The 15,878-nt window shown below is 65.0% G+C and carries 15 protein-coding genes; 7 read left to right on the top strand and 8 right to left on the bottom strand.

Annotation, left to right across the window (positions count from 1 at the left end):
* Positions 1–164 precede the first annotated feature (164 nt).
* The 4 genes from ACYUME_RS01530 (at position 165) to ACYUME_RS01515 (ending at position 5,304) form a co-directional block, all read left to right on the top strand.
* Complete coding sequence (locus ACYUME_RS01530; protein ID WP_460417890.1) at positions 165–2,489, top strand: Tex family protein; 2,325 nt, start codon at positions 165–167, stop codon at positions 2,487–2,489.
* Complete coding sequence (locus ACYUME_RS01525; protein ID WP_279882813.1) at positions 2,489–2,872, top strand: PaaI family thioesterase; 384 nt, start codon at positions 2,489–2,491, stop codon at positions 2,870–2,872. The genes ACYUME_RS01530 and ACYUME_RS01525 overlap by 1 nt, the downstream gene beginning before the upstream one ends.
* Before the next feature lie 228 nt (positions 2,873–3,100).
* Positions 3,101–4,678 (top strand): glutamate--cysteine ligase, encoded by a 1,578-nt coding sequence (gshA, locus tag ACYUME_RS01520; RefSeq protein ID WP_460417889.1) that lies wholly within the window; start codon positions 3,101–3,103, stop codon positions 4,676–4,678.
* Positions 4,678–5,304, top strand: a complete 627-nt coding sequence (locus ACYUME_RS01515; RefSeq protein WP_460417888.1) for a TetR/AcrR family transcriptional regulator — start codon at positions 4,678–4,680, stop codon at positions 5,302–5,304. The genes gshA and ACYUME_RS01515 overlap by 1 nt, the downstream gene beginning before the upstream one ends.
* A 154-nt stretch (positions 5,305–5,458) precedes the next feature.
* Here the strand turns inward: ACYUME_RS01515 and ACYUME_RS01510 are convergent, their stop codons facing one another.
* The 8 genes from ACYUME_RS01510 to ACYUME_RS01475 all read right to left on the bottom strand — a co-directional run bounded on the left by ACYUME_RS01510 (position 5,459) and on the right by ACYUME_RS01475 (position 12,705).
* The gene (locus tag ACYUME_RS01510) at positions 5,459–5,674 is read right to left on the bottom strand and encodes a TOBE domain-containing protein (RefSeq protein WP_008095172.1); all 216 of its coding nucleotides are present in this window, start codon (positions 5,672–5,674) and stop codon (positions 5,459–5,461) included.
* A 30-nt stretch (positions 5,675–5,704) separates the two neighbouring features.
* Complete coding sequence (gene ssuB / locus ACYUME_RS01505; RefSeq protein WP_279882827.1) at positions 5,705–6,517, bottom strand: aliphatic sulfonates ABC transporter ATP-binding protein; 813 nt, start codon at positions 6,515–6,517, stop codon at positions 5,705–5,707.
* On the bottom strand, positions 6,517–7,314 hold the full coding sequence (ssuC, locus tag ACYUME_RS01500; protein WP_460417887.1) for an aliphatic sulfonate ABC transporter permease SsuC: 798 nt from the start codon (positions 7,312–7,314) through the stop codon (positions 6,517–6,519). Before ssuC ends, ssuB begins: the two co-directional genes overlap by 1 nt.
* A gap of 10 nt (positions 7,315–7,324) precedes the next feature.
* Positions 7,325–8,473 carry an FMNH2-dependent alkanesulfonate monooxygenase gene (gene ssuD, locus ACYUME_RS01495; protein ID WP_460417886.1) on the bottom strand — a complete coding sequence of 383 codons (1,149 nt, stop codon included), beginning with the start codon at positions 8,471–8,473 and terminating at the stop codon, positions 7,325–7,327.
* Between the two features lie 60 nt (positions 8,474–8,533).
* Positions 8,534–9,499 (bottom strand): sulfonate ABC transporter substrate-binding protein, encoded by a 966-nt coding sequence (locus tag ACYUME_RS01490; protein WP_279882803.1) that lies wholly within the window; start codon positions 9,497–9,499, stop codon positions 8,534–8,536.
* 95 nt (positions 9,500–9,594) lie between these two features.
* The gene (gene ssuE, locus ACYUME_RS01485; protein WP_279882802.1) at positions 9,595–10,188 is read right to left on the bottom strand and encodes an NADPH-dependent FMN reductase; all 594 of its coding nucleotides are present in this window, start codon (positions 10,186–10,188) and stop codon (positions 9,595–9,597) included.
* Between the two features lie 358 nt (positions 10,189–10,546).
* Complete coding sequence (locus tag ACYUME_RS01480) at positions 10,547–11,185, bottom strand: peroxiredoxin (protein WP_213659137.1); 639 nt, start codon at positions 11,183–11,185, stop codon at positions 10,547–10,549.
* A 164-nt stretch (positions 11,186–11,349) separates the two neighbouring features.
* Entirely contained in the window at positions 11,350–12,705 is a 1,356-nt protein-coding gene (locus tag ACYUME_RS01475; protein WP_279882799.1) for an OprD family outer membrane porin, read from the bottom strand.
* A gap of 560 nt (positions 12,706–13,265) precedes the next feature.
* On the opposite strand from ACYUME_RS01475, the gene tauA reads away from it, so the two are divergent.
* The 3 genes from tauA to tauC are packed head-to-tail and all read left to right on the top strand — an operon-like array spanning position 13,266 to position 15,866.
* The gene (tauA, locus tag ACYUME_RS01470; RefSeq protein ID WP_460417885.1) at positions 13,266–14,237 is read left to right on the top strand and encodes a taurine ABC transporter substrate-binding protein; all 972 of its coding nucleotides are present in this window, start codon (positions 13,266–13,268) and stop codon (positions 14,235–14,237) included.
* A gap of 13 nt (positions 14,238–14,250) precedes the next feature.
* The gene (gene tauB / locus ACYUME_RS01465) at positions 14,251–15,030 is read left to right on the top strand and encodes a taurine ABC transporter ATP-binding subunit (RefSeq protein ID WP_460417883.1); all 780 of its coding nucleotides are present in this window, start codon (positions 14,251–14,253) and stop codon (positions 15,028–15,030) included.
* Positions 15,027–15,866 carry a taurine ABC transporter permease TauC gene (tauC, locus tag ACYUME_RS01460; RefSeq protein ID WP_460417881.1) on the top strand — a complete coding sequence of 280 codons (840 nt, stop codon included), beginning with the start codon at positions 15,027–15,029 and terminating at the stop codon, positions 15,864–15,866. Before tauB ends, tauC begins: the two co-directional genes overlap by 4 nt.
* The last annotated feature ends 12 nt before the right edge of the window (positions 15,867–15,878 follow it).

Genomic DNA, 15,878 nt, shown 5'->3' with positions numbered 1-15,878 from the left:
TTAGCAGATTTTTCCCCCGGCGCCAGTTCGGCGCTGTGTTCAGCTGGCGCGGCGCCATCACCGCAAGCCCGGCGCGATGGGTATAATGCGCGGCTTTCACCCAGCGTCGCCGGGCCTGAGCGCCCAACCGCGGCCTCGCATTCACTATTTGTCAGGTGGTTTTCATGGACAGCATCAACAGCCGTATCGCCGAGGAACTGGGCGTGCGCCCACAGCAGGTCGAAGCGGCCGTGGGCCTGTTGGACGAAGGATCGACCGTGCCCTTCATCGCCCGTTACCGCAAGGAAGTGACCGGCAGCCTGGACGACACCCAACTGCGCCACCTGGAAGAGCGCCTGCGCTATCTGCGCGAGCTCGACGAGCGCCGCGCCAGCATCCTGGCGAGCATCGAGGAACAGGGCAAGCTGACCCCGGAGCTGGCCCGCGAGATCAAGCTGGCCGACACCAAGACCCGCCTCGAAGATCTCTACCTGCCGTACAAGCAGAAGCGCCGCACCAAGGGCCAGATCGCCCTGGAGGCTGGCCTGGGCGAGCTGGCCGACGGCCTGTTCAACGACCCGCAGCTGAACCCGGAAAGCGAAGCGGCACGTTTCGTCGACGCCGAAAAAGGCGTGGCCGACGTCAAGGCCGCCCTGGAAGGCGCCAAGTACATCCTCATGGAGCGCTTCGCCGAGGACGCCGCCCTGCTCGACAAGCTGCGCGGCTTCCTCAAGCAGGAAGCGGTGCTGACCGCCCGCGTGGTGGCCGGCAAGGAAGAGGAAGGCGCCAAGTTCCGCGACTACTTCGCCCATGACGAACTGCTGCGCACCGCGCCGTCGCACCGCGCCCTGGCGATCTTCCGCGGGCGCAACGAAGGCGTGCTGAGCGCCTCGCTGAAAGTCGGCGAGGAGTTGCCGGGCACCCTGCACCCGTGCGAGCTGATGATCGGCAACCATGTCGGCATCGAGAACCGCAACCGCCCGGCCGACAAGTGGCTGGGCGAGGTGGTGCGCTGGACCTGGAAGGTCAAGCTGTACACCCACCTGGAAACCGACCTGTTCGGCGAGCTGCGCGACAACGCCGAAGGCGAGGCGATCAACGTCTTCGCCCACAACCTGCACGACCTGCTGCTGGCCGCTCCGGCCGGCCCGCGCGCCACCCTGGGCTTCGACCCGGGCCTGCGCACCGGCTGCAAGATCGCCGTGGTCGACGCCACCGGCAAGCTGCTGGACCACACCACGGTCTACCCGCACGCGCCGAAGAACGACTGGGACCGCACCATTTCCATCATGGCCGCGCTGTGCGCCAAGCACTCGGTCGAGCTGATCGCCATCGGCAACGGCACCGCCAGCCGCGAGAGCGACAAGCTGGTGGCCGAGCTGGTCAAGAAATACCCGGCGCTGAAGATCACCAAGATCATGGTCTCCGAGGCCGGCGCCTCGGTGTACTCGGCATCGGAGCTGGCGGCCCGCGAATTCCCGGACCTCGACGTGTCGATCCGTGGCGCCGTGTCGATCGCCCGCCGCCTGCAGGACCCACTGGCCGAACTGGTGAAGATCGATCCGAAATCCATCGGCGTCGGCCAGTACCAGCATGACGTGTCGCAGGTGAAGCTGGCTCGCGGCCTGGACGCCGTGGTCGAGGACTGCGTGAACGCCGTGGGCGTGGACGTCAACACTGCGTCGGTGGCGCTGCTCACGCGCATTTCCGGCCTCAACGCCACCTTGGCGCAGAACATCGTCGCCCACCGCGACGCCAACGGCCCGTTCAGCACCCGCGCGGCGCTGAAAAAAGTCAGCCGCCTGGGCGAGAAGACCTTCGAACAGGCCGCCGGCTTCCTGCGCGTGATGAACGGCGACAACCCGCTGGACGCCTCGGCGGTACACCCGGAGGCCTACCCGCTGGTGCAGCGCATCGCCGCCGACACCGACCGCGACATCCGTTCGCTGATCGGCGACAGTGGCTTCCTCAAGCGCCTGGATCCGAAGAAGTTCACCGACGAGACCTTCGGCCTGCCAACCGTCACCGACATTCTGCAAGAGCTGGACAAGCCAGGTCGCGACCCGCGTCCTGAGTTCAAGACCGCCACCTTCCAGGATGGCGTCGAGGACCTCAAGGACCTGGAGCCGGGCATGATCCTCGAGGGCGTGGTGACCAACGTCACCAACTTCGGCGCCTTCGTCGACATCGGCGTGCACCAGGATGGCCTGGTACACATCTCGGCGCTGTCGGAGAAGTTCGTCAAGGACCCGCGTGAGGCGGTCAAGGCCGGCGACGTGGTCAAGGTCAAGGTCATGGAGGTGGATATCCCGCGCAAGCGCGTCGGCCTGTCCATGCGCATGAGCGACACCCCGGGCGAGAAGGTCGAGGGCAACCGCGGCGGCAACCGTGGCAATGGCGGCAACCGCCAGCAGCAGGCGCCGCGCCAGCGCGAAACCACCACCGCCGCGCCGGCCAACAACGCCATGGCGGCGCTGTTCGCCAACGCCAAGCAGCTGAAGAAGAAGTAATGGACGTTTCCAGCGAATACGTCGAAAGCGCCTTCAGCCAGCTCCTCGGCTGCCGCCTGCAACGCCTGGACACCGGCGTTGCCGAGGTGGCCCTGGCGCTGGCGCCGCACCTGCGCAATCGTGGGCAGAAACTGCACGGCGGGGCGATCTTCAGCCTGGTCGATATCACCATGGGCCTGGCCTGCTCGGCCAGCCACGGCTTCGACCAGCAGAGCGTGACCATCGAATGCAAGATCAACTACATGCGCGCCGTCAGCGAGGGCGAGGTGCTGTGCACCGCTCGGGTGCTGCATGCTGGCCGGCGCACGCTGGTGGTCGACGCCGACGTGCTTCAGGGCGACAAGCTGGTGGCCAAGGCGCAGGGAACCTTCGCGGTTCTCTAGCTGACGTAGCATCATCTGCGGTATTTTCGGCGTAATGCTGTAAGCCATCGCGGGGCAAGCCCGCTCCCACCAGGGTTGTACAACCTGTGTGGGAGCGGGCTTGCCCCGCGATCGAATGCGCCGGAATCGAGCAAACCAGGCGACAACGCCAGTTCCTTTCCCAACTACCCTTGTAGACCGTTATCTCTACCCCCATATTGGGGCGACTGACGCGTGAAGGAATCCATCTTGAGCGACCTCCTCAACCGCCGCCTGAGCCTGCTCGGCGACAATATCGACCTGCTCAAGCAGTGCCTGCACGGCATTGAGCGCGAATGCCTGCGCGTGACCGACGACGGTCGCCTGGCCCAGACCCCGCACCCCGAGGCCCTGGGTTCGGCGCTGACCAACGAGCAGATCACCACCGACTATTCCGAGTCGCTGCTGGAGTTCATCACCCCGGCCCTGGCCGATCCGGCCAAGGTGCTCGAAAACCTCGAGCAGATCCACCGCTTCGTCTACACCAAGCTGGGCGACGAATACCTGTGGAGCCCGTCGATGCCCTGCGCGCTGCCGGCCGAAGAGGACATCCCAATCGCCGAGTACGGCAGCTCGAACATCGGCAAGCTCAAGCATGTCTATCGCAAGGGCCTGGCCCTGCGCTACGGCCGCACCATGCAGTGCATCGCCGGCATCCACTACAACTTCTCCCTGCCCGAGGCGCTGTGGCCATTGCTGCGCGACGCCGAAGGCGGCGAGCAGGACGACCGCGACTACCAGTCCTCGGCCTATATCGCCCTGATCCGCAACTTCCGCCGCTACAGCTGGCTGCTGATGTACCTGTTCGGCGCGTCCCCGGCCCTGGACAAAGGCTTCCTGCGCGGCCGCCCGCACCAGCTCGAAGAACTCGACGCCGAGACGCTCTACCTGCCCTACGCCACCAGCCTGCGCATGAGCGACCTGGGCTACCAGAGCAACGCCCAGGCGGGTCTTACGCCCTGCTACAACAACCTGGCCAGCTACACCGACAGCCTGCGCAAGGCGGTGGGCACGCCCTACCCGCCCTATGTCGAGATTGGCACGCACAAGGATGGCGAGTGGGTGCAGCTGAACACCAACATCCTGCAGATCGAGAACGAGTACTACTCGAACATCCGCCCCAAGCGCGTCACCTACACCGGCGAGCGGCCGATCCAGGCCCTGACCGCCCGTGGCGTGCAGTACGTGGAAGTGCGCTGCCTGGACATCAACCCGTTCCTGCCGGTGGGTATCGACCTGACCGAGGCGCGCTTCCTCGACGCGTTCCTGCTGTTCTGCGCCCTGGAAGAAAGCCCGCAGCTGGACAACGGCGAGTGCGGCCAGTGCACCAGCAACTTCCTCACCGTGGTCAAGGAGGGGCGTCGCCCGGGGCTCGAGCTGCAGCGCAACGGCCAGCCAGTCGCCCTGAAGACGTGGGCCACCGAGCTGATCGAGCGCATCGGCCAGCTGGCCGGGCTGCTCGATCGCACCCAGGGCGGCAACGAGCACGCCAAGGCGCTGGAAGCACAGCAGGCCAAGGTAGACGACCCTGAGCTGACGCCATCGGCCCAGGTGCTGGCACGCATGACCGAACACGACGAGACCTTCGTCCAGTTCTCCCTGCGCCAGAGCCGTCAGCACGCCGAGACCTTCCGCGAGCAGCCGCTGAGCGCCGAGCAGCAACAGCATTTCGAATCCCTCGCCCGAGAGTCGCTGGCCAAACAGTCCGAGCTGGAGCAGGAGGAAGTCGGCGACTTCGACCTGTTCGTCGGCGCCTACCAAGCCAGCATCCTGGCCATCAGCAACTGATGAACCGCCCCGCCACCCCGCGCAAACCGCGCGCTAGCAGCCAGGCCAGGATCGAAGCGATCCTGGCCGCGGCTCGCGAGCTGCTGGCCGGACAAGGGGTAGCGGGGCTGTCGATCTACAGCGTGGCGGAACGGGCGCAGATTCCGCCGTCGTCGGTATATCACTTCTTCGCCAGCGTGCCGGCCCTGCTCGAAGCGCTGACCGCCGACGTTCACCGGGCTTTTCGCGAAGCGCTGAATGCGCCGATCGACAGCACGGCGTTCGGCACTTGGCACCAGCTATCGCGGCTGATCGAGCAGCGCATGCTGGACATCTACACCGAGGACGCCGCGGCGCGGCAACTGATCCTCGCCCAGCACGGGCTGAGCGAAGTGGTGCAGGCCGACCGTCAGCACGACCTGGAGCTGGGCGAGCTGATGCACCGGTTGTTCGACCGGCATTTCCAGTTACCAACAATGCCTGGGGATGTGGATGTGTTCGCGCTGGCGATGGAGCTGAGCGACCGGGTGTATGCCCGCTCAATGCAGTTGCATGAAGCGATCACGCCGCGCATGGCCGAAGAGGGCATGCGGGTGTTCGAGGCGTACCTGGGGCTGTATCTGCCGCCTTATCTGGCCAAGCGCTGATCCTGAGCCCTGCAAAAATCCTGTAGGAGCGGCCTCGTGTCGCGAAAGGGCCGCAAAGCGGCCCCGGCGATCGTTGCATCAACGCTGAAATCCTGGAGCCGCTCCGCGCCCCTTTCGCGACACGAGGCCGCTCCTACAGGGACCGTGCAAGACTTCAGAGCTTGGCGATGGACACCTCGGTCGATTTCACGAAGGCGATCACCTCGCTGCCCACCTGCAATTCCAGCTCCTTCACGGAGCGGGTGGTGATCACCGAAGTGACGATGCCGGAGGCGGTCTGCACGTCGATTTCCGACAGCACCGGGCCTTCGAGGATTTCCTTCACGGTGCCTTTGAACTGGTTGCGAACGTTGATGGCTTTGATGGTCATGGCTGATTTCCTTTTTCGGTCTTCGGGGGTTCAGTGAGCCCAACGCAGCTGCGTGGGCAAAGGGGCTACAGGTTCCGGCTCGGGCGGGGTGCCCGGGACGGACAGGACACGGTGGAGCACTTCGCTTTCCAGCGCCGCCAGGCGGTGCGAACCACGCACCCTGGGCCTGGGCAGGTCGACCACCAGGTCGAGGCCGACGGCGCCGTCTTCGATCAGGATCACCCGGTCGGCCACGGCAACGGCTTCGCTGACATCGTGGGTGACCAGCAGCACGGTGAAACCATGCTGGCGCCACAGGCGCTCGATCAGTTGCTGCATCTCGATGCGGGTCAGGGCATCCAGCGCGCCGAGCGGTTCGTCCAGCAGCAACAGGCGCGGCTGGTGAATCAAGGCCCGGGCCAGGGCTACCCGCTGCTTCTGGCCGCCGGACAAGGCCGCCGGCCACTCGTTGGCGCGCTCGGCCAGGCCGACCGCCTCCAGGGCTTGCAAGGCGCGGGGGCGCCAGTCGCCGGACAAGCCCAGGCCAACGTTGTCGATCACCTTCTTCCAGGGCAGCAGGCGCGCGTCCTGGAACATCAGCCGGGTATCCTCGCGGGCCTCGGCCAGCGGCGCCGCCCCAGCCAGCAGCTCACCGGCGCTGGGCTGGTCGAGGCCCGCCAGCAGGCGCAGCAAGGTGCTCTTGCCGCAGCCGCTGCGACCGACGATGGCGACGAACTGGCCGGCCGGGATGTGCAAATCGATACCGCGCAGCACTTCGCGCTGGCCGAAGGTCCGGCGCAGGTCGTTGGCGGCGAGTGGGATGCCACGCAGCAGGCGCGGCGGCTGTTCCTTGAGCACGGTCATCATGCGCCCTCCTTCTTCGCCACCTGGTACGCCGGGTGCCAGCGCAGCCACACCCGTTCCAGGCCTCGGGCGGCGAGGTCGGCGAGCTTGCCGAGCACCGCGTACAGCACGATGGCCAGCACCACCACGTCGGTCTGCAGGAACTCGCGGGCATTCATCGCCAGGTAGCCGATGCCGGAATTGGCCGAGATAGTCTCGGCGACGATCAGCGTCAGCCACATGAAGCCCAGGGCGAAGCGCACGCCGACCAGGATCGACGGCAGCGCCCCCGGCAGGATCACCTGGCGGAACAGGGCGAAGCCCGACAGACCATAGCTGCGCGCCATTTCCACCAGCGCCGGATCGACGTTGCGAATGCCGTGATAGGTGTTGAGGTAGATCGGGAACAGCGTGCCCAGCGCCACCAGGAAGATCTTCGCCGACTCGTCGATGCCGAACCACAGGATCACCAGCGGGATCAGTGCCAGGTGCGGCACGTTGCGGATCATCTGCACCGAGCTGTCGAGCAGGCGCTCGCCCCAGCGCGACAGGCCGGTGATGAAGCCGAGCAACAGGCCGAGGCTACCACCGATCAAAAAGCCCAGGCCGGCGCGCCAGCCACTGATGGCCAGGTGGGTCCAGATCTCGCCGCTGCGCACCAGCTCGACGCCGGCGCTCAACACTGCGCTCGGCGCCGGCAGGATGCGAGTCGACAGCCAGCCGGCGCTGACCGCCAGCTGCCAGACGGCCAGCAGCAGCAACGGCAGGGCCCAGGGCGCCAGGCGTTGCGGCCAGGTGGTCGAGGATGCACGACTCATGTTCCGCCCCTCAGCTCTGCGACACGGACTTGGGCAGGATGTCGTTGGCGACCATTTCGCCGAACGGGCTCACGTAGCCGCCGCTCTTGGGCTGCTCGGGGCGCTGCACGTCCAGGTGCGGGAACAGCAGCTCGGCGACTCGATACGACTCTTCCAGGTGTGGATAGCCGGAGAAGATGAAGGTATCGATGCCCAGGTCCGCATATTCCTTGACCCGTGCCGCGACGGTCGGGCCATCACCCACCAGCGCCGTGCCGGCACCGCCGCGCACCAGGCCGACACCGGCCCACAGGTTGGGGGCGACCTCCAGCTTGTCGCGCTTGCCGCCGTGCAAGGCGGCCATGCGCTGCTGGCCGACCGAGTCGAAGCGCGCCAGGGAAGCCTGGGCGCGGGCGATGGTGTCGTCGTCCAGGTGCGAGATCAGCCTGTCGGCGGCGGCCCAGGCTTCTTCATTGGTTTCCCGCACGATCACGTGCAGGCGGATGCCGAAGCGCACTTCGCGCCCCTGGGCGGCAGCTTTCTCGCGCACCTGGGCGATCTTCTCGGCCACCGCGGCCGGTGGCTCGCCCCAGGTCAGGTACAGCTCGACCTGCTCGGCGGCCAGGTCCTGGGCGGCGTCCGACGAGCCGCCGAAGTACAGCGGCGGGCGTGGCTGCTGGATCGGCGGGTAGAGCAGCTTGGCGCCCTTCACCTGGATGTGCTTGCCGTCGTAGTCGACTGTTTCGCCTTCGAGCACCTTGCGCCAGATGCGGGTGAACTCCACCGACGCTTCATAGCGCTCCTGGTGGTTCAGGTGCAGGCCGTCGCCGGCCAGTTCGTCCGGGTCACCGCCAGTGACCAGGTTGAACAGCGCCCGGCCATTGGACAGGCGATCCAGGGTGGCGGCCTGGCGCGCGGCCACGGTCGGCGAGATGATCCCCGGGCGCAGGGCCACCAAGAATTTCAGGCGTTCGGTCACCGGGATCAGCGACGCGGCCACCAGCCAGGAGTCCTCGCAGGAGCGACCGGTGGGGATCAGCACACCGCCGAAGCCCAGGCGATCGGCAGCCTGGGCGATCTGCGCCAGGTAGCCATGGTCGACGGCGCGGGCGCCTTCGCTGGTACCCAGGTACTTGCCGTCACCATGGGTGGGGAGGAACCAGAAGATGTTCAAGCTCATTGGAGTTGTCTCCTCAAGGGTGGCTCAAACCGGGGCGGCGCCCCGGCACGGGCGAATCGTTCAAGGCGCGCTGGCGACCTTGGCCGGGGGTGTCCAGATCACGTCCTTGATGCTCAAGGGCTTGGGAATCAGCTTCAGGGCCTGGAAGGTGTCGGCGATCTTCTGCTGCGCGGCAATCACCTCGGGCGTGAGCGGCGCGGCGCCGTAGCCCTGGCGCTTGACCGAGGTCAGGGTGATGTCGGCGGGCAGGCCAAGCAGCGGCGCCACCTGGTCCGTGACCTGCTGCGGGTTGGCCTGGGACCACTCGCCCACGGCACGCACTTCCTCGACCAGGGTGTTGATCACGGCCGGGTGCTGGGTCGCGTAGCCGCGAGTGGCCAGGTAGAACTGGTGGTTGTCGACCAGGTCCTTGCCGTCACGCAGGGTGCGGGCCTGCAGTTGTTGTTCGGCAGCGGCCTGGTACGGGTCCCAGATCACCCAGGCATCGACACTGCCACGCTCGAAAGCGGCGCGGGCATCGGCGGGGGGCAGGTAGACCGGCTTGATGTCGGCATAGGTGAGGCCGGCGTCCTCGAGGGCGCGGACCAGCAGGTAATGCACGTTGGAGCCTTTGTTGAAGGCGACTTTCTTGCCCTTGAGCTCCTTCACCGACTGGATCGGCGAGCCCTTCGGCACGAGGATCGCCTCGCTGTGCGGCGCGGGCGGCTCGTAGGCGACGTAGAGCAGATCGGCGCCCGCGGCCTGGGCGAACACCGGTGGCGTTTCACCGGTCACGCCAAAGTCGATCGAGCCGACATTGAGCCCTTCGAGCAGCTGCGGGCCGCCGGGGAATTCGGTCCATTGCACCTGGATGCCCTGCTCGGCCAGGCGTTTCTCCAGCGTGCCCTTGGCCTTGAGCAGCACCAGGGTGCCGTATTTCTGGTAACCGATGCGCAGGCTTTCGGCCTGGGCCTGGCTGATGGCGCCGAAGGACACAGCCGCCGCGAACAGGGCGACCAGACCACGACGCAAGAAGATGGTGCGCATGGCGCTCTCCTGTGCGAGTTGGGTTCGGGTAGCACCTGCTTGCCTCGTTGGCGGGCGAGTAAGGTGGGAACAGCGATGAAACGGTCAGGCCTGGTTCAGATGCTCCAGCGGGCACTGAGCAGGCGTTCGTTGAGCAGCCCCGGCGCGACTGGCCGAGGCCGGCGCGCCAGGGCGCCGTGGAACGTTTCCAGCGAATCTTGCAGACGCTGCTCCAGCGCCGGTGCCAGTTGCGCGGGCTTGCCGCCTTCGCCGTAAGCGATCTGGCCGTCGTCGGCGAAGATCCCTTGCAGGGTCTCCTGCGCCTTGAGAGCAGACAGCACCGGCTTGAGCGCGTAGTCCACCGCCAGCATGTGGGCGATGCTGCCGCCAGTAGCGATCGGCAGTACGATCTTGTGCTCCAGGGCGCGCTCGGGCAGCAGGTCGAGCAGGGTCTTCAGCGCGCCGGCGAACGATGCCTTGTACACCGGGGTGGCGACCACCAGGCCGTCAGCCTGGGCCACCAGTTCGTTGAAGTGGCGCACCTGCGGGCTGTCGAAGCGCGCGTGGAGCAGGTCCTCGGCGGGGAACTCCCGCACCTGGAAGGTCACCACCTCGACGCCACGCTCCTGCAGCCAGTCGCGCGAGCGTTCTAGCAGCACACCGGAGCGTGAACGAAGACTGGGGCTACCACCGACAGAAACAACCAGCATTGAAAGCGCTTCCTTCGATTCGATTGCAGGGCCGCGAGGGGTTGGCCCCGCTGGATGGAAGTGACATTAACAGCTCGTCACATATATCTATAAATCATATTTTCGTATTTATTTATTCCACTTGGAGATATTGAGGCATACCTCTGTAGGAGCGGCCTTGTGTCGCGAAAGGGCTGCGCAGCGGCCCCAGAATCTCAGCAGAGGTGCAGAAAATGCCGGGGCCGCTATTGCGGCCCTTTCGCGACACAAGGCCGCTCCTACAGGGGGATATGCGTAGCTTTCTGACAGACATAAAAAAGGGCCGTCGAAACGGCCCGAAGATCCCTGCTTGGCTAAGAGCAATGCAACGAAGAATTCCTCAGCGGTTAGGTTGCGGGGTCAGACGCAGATAGGGTTTCACGGCCCGATACCCTTTCGGGAAGCGCTGCTTGATTTCGTCCTCGTCCTTGAGCGACGGCACGATCACCACTTCGTCGCCGTCCTGCCAGTTGCCTGGCGTGGCGACCTTGTAGTTGTCGGTCAGCTGCAGCGAGTCGATCACCCGCAGGATCTCGTTGAAGTTGCGCCCGGTACTGGCCGGATAGGTAATGGTCAGACGCACCTTCTTGTTCGGATCGATGACGAACAGCGAGCGCACGGTCAAGGTGTCGCTGGCATTGGGGTGGATCAGGTCGTACAGGTCGGAGACCTTGCGGTCGGCGTCGGCGATGATCGGGAAGTTGACCACGGTGTTCTGGGTCTCGTTGATGTCATCGATCCACTTGTGGTGCGAGTCGACCGGATCGACCGACAGGGCGATGGCCTTTACGCCACGCTTGGCGAAGTCTTCCTTGAGCTTGGCGGTCAGGCCCAGCTCGGTGGTGCACACCGGGGTGAAGTCGGCCGGGTGGGAGAACAGCACGCCCCAGCTGTTGCCCAGCCATTCGTGGAAGCGGATCTTGCCGGCGCTGGAATCCTGTTCGAAATCGGGGGCGATGTCGCCGAGTTTGAGGCTCATGGAAGCGGCTCCTGTGCTGTGTCTGGCCTTGTGGGTTCAATGTGCCTGCACTGGATAAAAAACAAAAAGAATAAATATCGATTTATTTATAACTATTTTGCATACGAAACTGCAGGCACAAAAAAGCCTCGCACTAGGCGAGGCTTCTTCTGTGCAACGACGACTTACATGAAGTTGTAAGTGTAGTTGAAGATCAGACGGGTCTGATCCTTGTCGACCGGGGCTTCACCCTCGCCGCGGTAGATACCGTGACGCAGGCTGGCGCCCAGGCCTTTGAGAGTACCTTCCTGAATGACGTAGTCGACACGGGCGTCACGCTCCCACTCGTGGTAGGTACCGTTGCCCGACACGTTACGGATGTCATCGCCACGCAGATAGGAGATGGCCGCCTTCAGGCCCGGTACGCCAACGCGTGCGAAGTCGTAGCTGTACTGACCGAAGGTGGTATTGGTACCGGCGCGGGCGAACTGGTTGATCATGCTGTCGGTGAACAGGTAGAAGCTGGCACCGCCAGCGCCTTCCGGACGACCGTTGCCATCGGTGACCGAACCTTGGTTCAACCAGACGAAACCACCGTCATCGCTGACTTGCTGGTGGCCCAGCATCAACGCATGACCACCCAGGGTGTAGGTGAACATCGCGGACCAGGTCTTGTTGTCGACCTTGCCGTCGTTCTTCTCGTAGCCACCGTTGTTGTTGAAGTTGTACGCGCCAGGGCCACCGTTCTTGCCGTCGCTGCTGCTGTCGAAGTAGCGCAGGTCGGTCTTGAACGATTGGTCGTCAGCGATCTTGAAGACGTGAGTGGCACCCAGGAAGTGCTGCTTGTAGAAGTCTTCCAGGTTCGAGTAGTAGTACTGCAGGGTCAGGTCCGGGGTGACCTTCCAGTCCAGGCCGCCGTAACGGAACTTGTTGCTGTCGGCGGTAGCGCCGTTGACCGACAGGCCGGTGCGGTTGCTCGAAGCACGCCCCATGGCATGGGTCAGCTGACCGGCGTTGATGGTCAGGTTGTCGATTTCTTTCGAGGTGATGGTGCCACCTTCGAAGGTCTGCGGCAGCAGACGACCATCGTTGGCTACCAGGATCGGCAGGTTAGGCGCGAGCGCGCTACCAAAGTGAGCTTCGGTCTTGGAGAACCGCGCCTTGGCGTTACCGCCGATGCGTGCCCACTGGCTTGACGAGGAACCGTCGGTATCGCTCGGGAAGAAGGTGCTGCTGTTCGGGTGACGACCACGGCCGCCATCCAGGTGAATGCCCCACAGCGCCTGAACATCGACACCAAAGCCTACGGTGCCTTCGGTGAAGCCGGACAGGTAGTCCAGCTTGAAGCCTTGGCCGACTTCGCGGTTGTCACCACCGCGACCGCGTGCGCTGTCCGGCAGGTTGACTTCACGGTTGTCGTCGTTGAAGTACATGGTGCGCGAGCTCAGGGACAGCTTGCTGTCCTCGATGAAACCTGCAGCGCCTGCTTGTTGGGCGAGAACCCCCATTGCCACGGCCAGAGCCAGGCTGGACTTGTACATGTTTTGCTCCTCTACGTTCTAATTTTTGTGCGTCTCAAGCGGCGGGATCTACTGCCCCACTCGCCCGGATTGGCGATTTAGCACCAAAGCGTGACCGCCAAGTCAATCGCTAACGATCGATCTGCGACTTTGGTCTAACCCGCCGACCTGCGCTACAGGATAATGACAATCCTATAAATCCAAAATGACCGTTTTATGAATCTGTAAGATTTTTACGGAATAACTTTGGAACCTTTACTGCCATTAGTTGTATCGACGACGTCAATCATACCTTTAGGTTATTTGCAAACGTTTGCCGTAGAGCGGGCCGATCCCCGCCAAGCGCAGCCGAAAAAGGCTAGCAGGAGATCCGCATTGCGCCAGTCCGTTGGGGATCGCCCAGGTAACCGCTCCCACAGGGGCAAGCTGAATCAATGAAGTACGACGGGTTCCCTGAGAGCCGGCAGGCCTTCAGAGCATTTGGCTTTTAAGCTAATGCTAAAAAGTTATTTACTTTAGATTTCTTAGATCATCTAGTCTTCTCGCCATCCACCCCCGAATGCCTGACGAGAGGTTCAACCATGATCCCGCACGCTCCGCTGCGCCTGTTCGCCGCCCTGACCCTCGCCAGTGCCAGCTGGCTGGCCCAGGCCGCCGACCTGACGGTGGCCTACCAGACCACCGTCGATCCGGCCAAGGTGGCCCAGGTCGATGGCGCCTATGAAAAGGACAGCAAGGCCAGCATCGACTGGCGCAAGTTCGACAACGGCGCCGACGTGATCACCGCCGTCGCCTCGGGCGACGTGCAGATTGGCTACCTCGGCTCCAGCCCACTGGCCGCCGCCGCGACCCGCAAGCTGCCGGTCGAGACCTTCCTGATCGCCACCCAGATCGGCGCCGGCGAAGCCCTGGTCGCCCGTGACGGCATCAAGACCCCACAAGACCTGATCGGCAAGAAAGTCGCCGTGCCGTTCGTCTCCACCGGCCACTACAGCCTGCTCGCCGCGCTGAAAAGCTGGAACATCGACCCGTCGAAGGTACAGATTCTCAACCTTGCGCCCCCGGCCATCATCGCCGCCTGGAAGCGTGGCGACATCGACGCCACCTATGTCTGGGACCCGGCACTGGGCGTGGCCAAGGAGAACGGCAAGGTGCTGATCACCTCGGGCGAGCTGGCCGAAAAAGGCGCACCGACCTTCGACGCCTGGATCGTGCGCAAGGACTTCGCCGCCAAGCACCCGGAAATCGTCAAGTCGTTCGCCAAGGTGACCCTCGACGCCTACGCCGACTACCGCAAGGACCCTCAAGCCTGGCTGGCCGACAAGGACAACGTCGCCAAGCTGGTCAAGCTGTCCGGCGCCAAGCCTGCCGATATCCCGGTGCTGCTGCAGGGCAACGTCTACCCGCTGGCCTCCGACCAGGCCAGCGCGCTGGGCGCGCCGACCACCCAGGCGCTGACCGACACCGCCACCTTCCTCAAGCAGCAAGGCAAGGTCGACGCCGTGCTGCCGGACTACTCGCCGTACGTCAGCGCCCAATACCTGCCCAACTGATCCGGAGCCTGTCATGGCCTTGCTCGAACTGGAGCGCATCAGCGCACAGTACCCCGGCGCCACCACCCCGGTGCTGGACGACATCAACCTGAGCCTGGGCCCGCGCCAGCTGCTGGTGGCCCTTGGGCCGTCCGGCAGCGGCAAGACCTCGCTGCTCAACCTGATCGCCGGCTTCGTCGCCCCCAGTGGCGGGCGCATCAGCCTCGATGGCGTGCCGGTGCAAGGCCCTGGCGCCGAGCGCGGCGTGGTGTTCCAGGACGATGCCCTGCTGCCCTGGCAGGACGTGCTCGGCAACGTCGCCTTCGGCCTCGAGCTGGCCGGCGTGCCCCGTGCCCAGCGTGAAGCCAAGGCCCGCGAGATGCTGGCGCTGGTCGATCTGGCCGGCTTCGGCGACCGGCGCATCTGGCAATTGTCCGGCGGGCAGAAGCAGCGCGTGGGCCTGGCCCGGGCGCTGGCCGCCGACCCACGGGTGCTGTTGATGGACGAGCCGTTCGGCGCCCTCGATGCCTTTACCCGCGAACAGATGCAGGAGCTGCTGCTGCAGGTCTGGCAGCGCACCGCCAAGCCGGTGTTCCTGATCACCCATGACATCGAGGAAGCCGTTTTCCTCGCCAGCGAGCTGGTGCTCCTGGCGCCCAATCCCGGGCGCGTGGTCGAGCGCCTGCACCTGGACTTCGGCCAGCGCTACGCCGCTGGCGAATCGGCCCGGGCGATCAAGTCGGATCCGCGCTTCATCGATACCCGCGAGCACGTGCTGGCGCGGGTGTTCTCGCAACGTCAGGAGTGCGCATGAGCAGCATCGAATTGCCGGCCGCCACCAAGCAGGCACCACGCACGCCTCCGGTCGTGAAAACCCGCAAGCCCTTGCCGACCCGCTGGATCAGCGCCCTCACCCTGGCCACCCTGCTGCTGGCCTGGTGGCTGGTGACCGCCGCCGGCTGGATCGAGCCGCTGTTCCTGCCCTCGCCCGCCGATATCCTGGCCAAGGGCTGGACGCTGCTCACCCAAGGCTACATGGACGCCAGCCTGTGGCAGCACCTGGGCGCGAGCCTGAGCCGCATCGGCGTGGCGCTGGTGGCGGCGACCCTGACCGCCATCCCGGTCGGCCTGGCCATCGGCTACAACCGTGTGGCCCGTGGCATCCTCGACCCGTTGATCGAGTTCTACCGACCGATTCCGCCACTGGCCTACCTGCCGCTGATCGTCATCTGGTGCGGCATCGGCGAACTGTCGAAGGTCCTGCTGATCTACCTGGCGATCTTCGCCCCGATCGCCATCGCCACCGCCACCGGCGTGCGCACCGTGGACCCGGCCAAGCTGCGCGCCGCGCAGTCGCTGGGGGCGACCAAGGCCCAGCTGATCCGCCACGTGATCCTGCCCAGTGCCTTGCCGGACATCCTCACCGGCATTCGCATCGGCCTTGGCGTGGGCTGGTCGACCCTGGTCGCCGCCGAGCTGATCGCCGCCACCAGCGGCCTGGGTTTCATGGTGCAGTCGGCGGCGCAGTTTCTGGTCACCGACGTGGTGGTGCTGGGGATCCTGCTGATCGCCGTGATCGCCTTCGCCCTGGAAATGGGCCTGCGCGCCCTGCAGCGCAAGCTGGTGCCCTGGCATGGCCAGAGCCACTGATATCAGACCTCT

Source organism: Pseudomonas sp. microsymbiont 2 (genome assembly GCF_054788395.1).
Note: the sequence above shows the minus strand (reverse complement) of the source record. Positions and strands in the feature narration are given on the sequence as shown.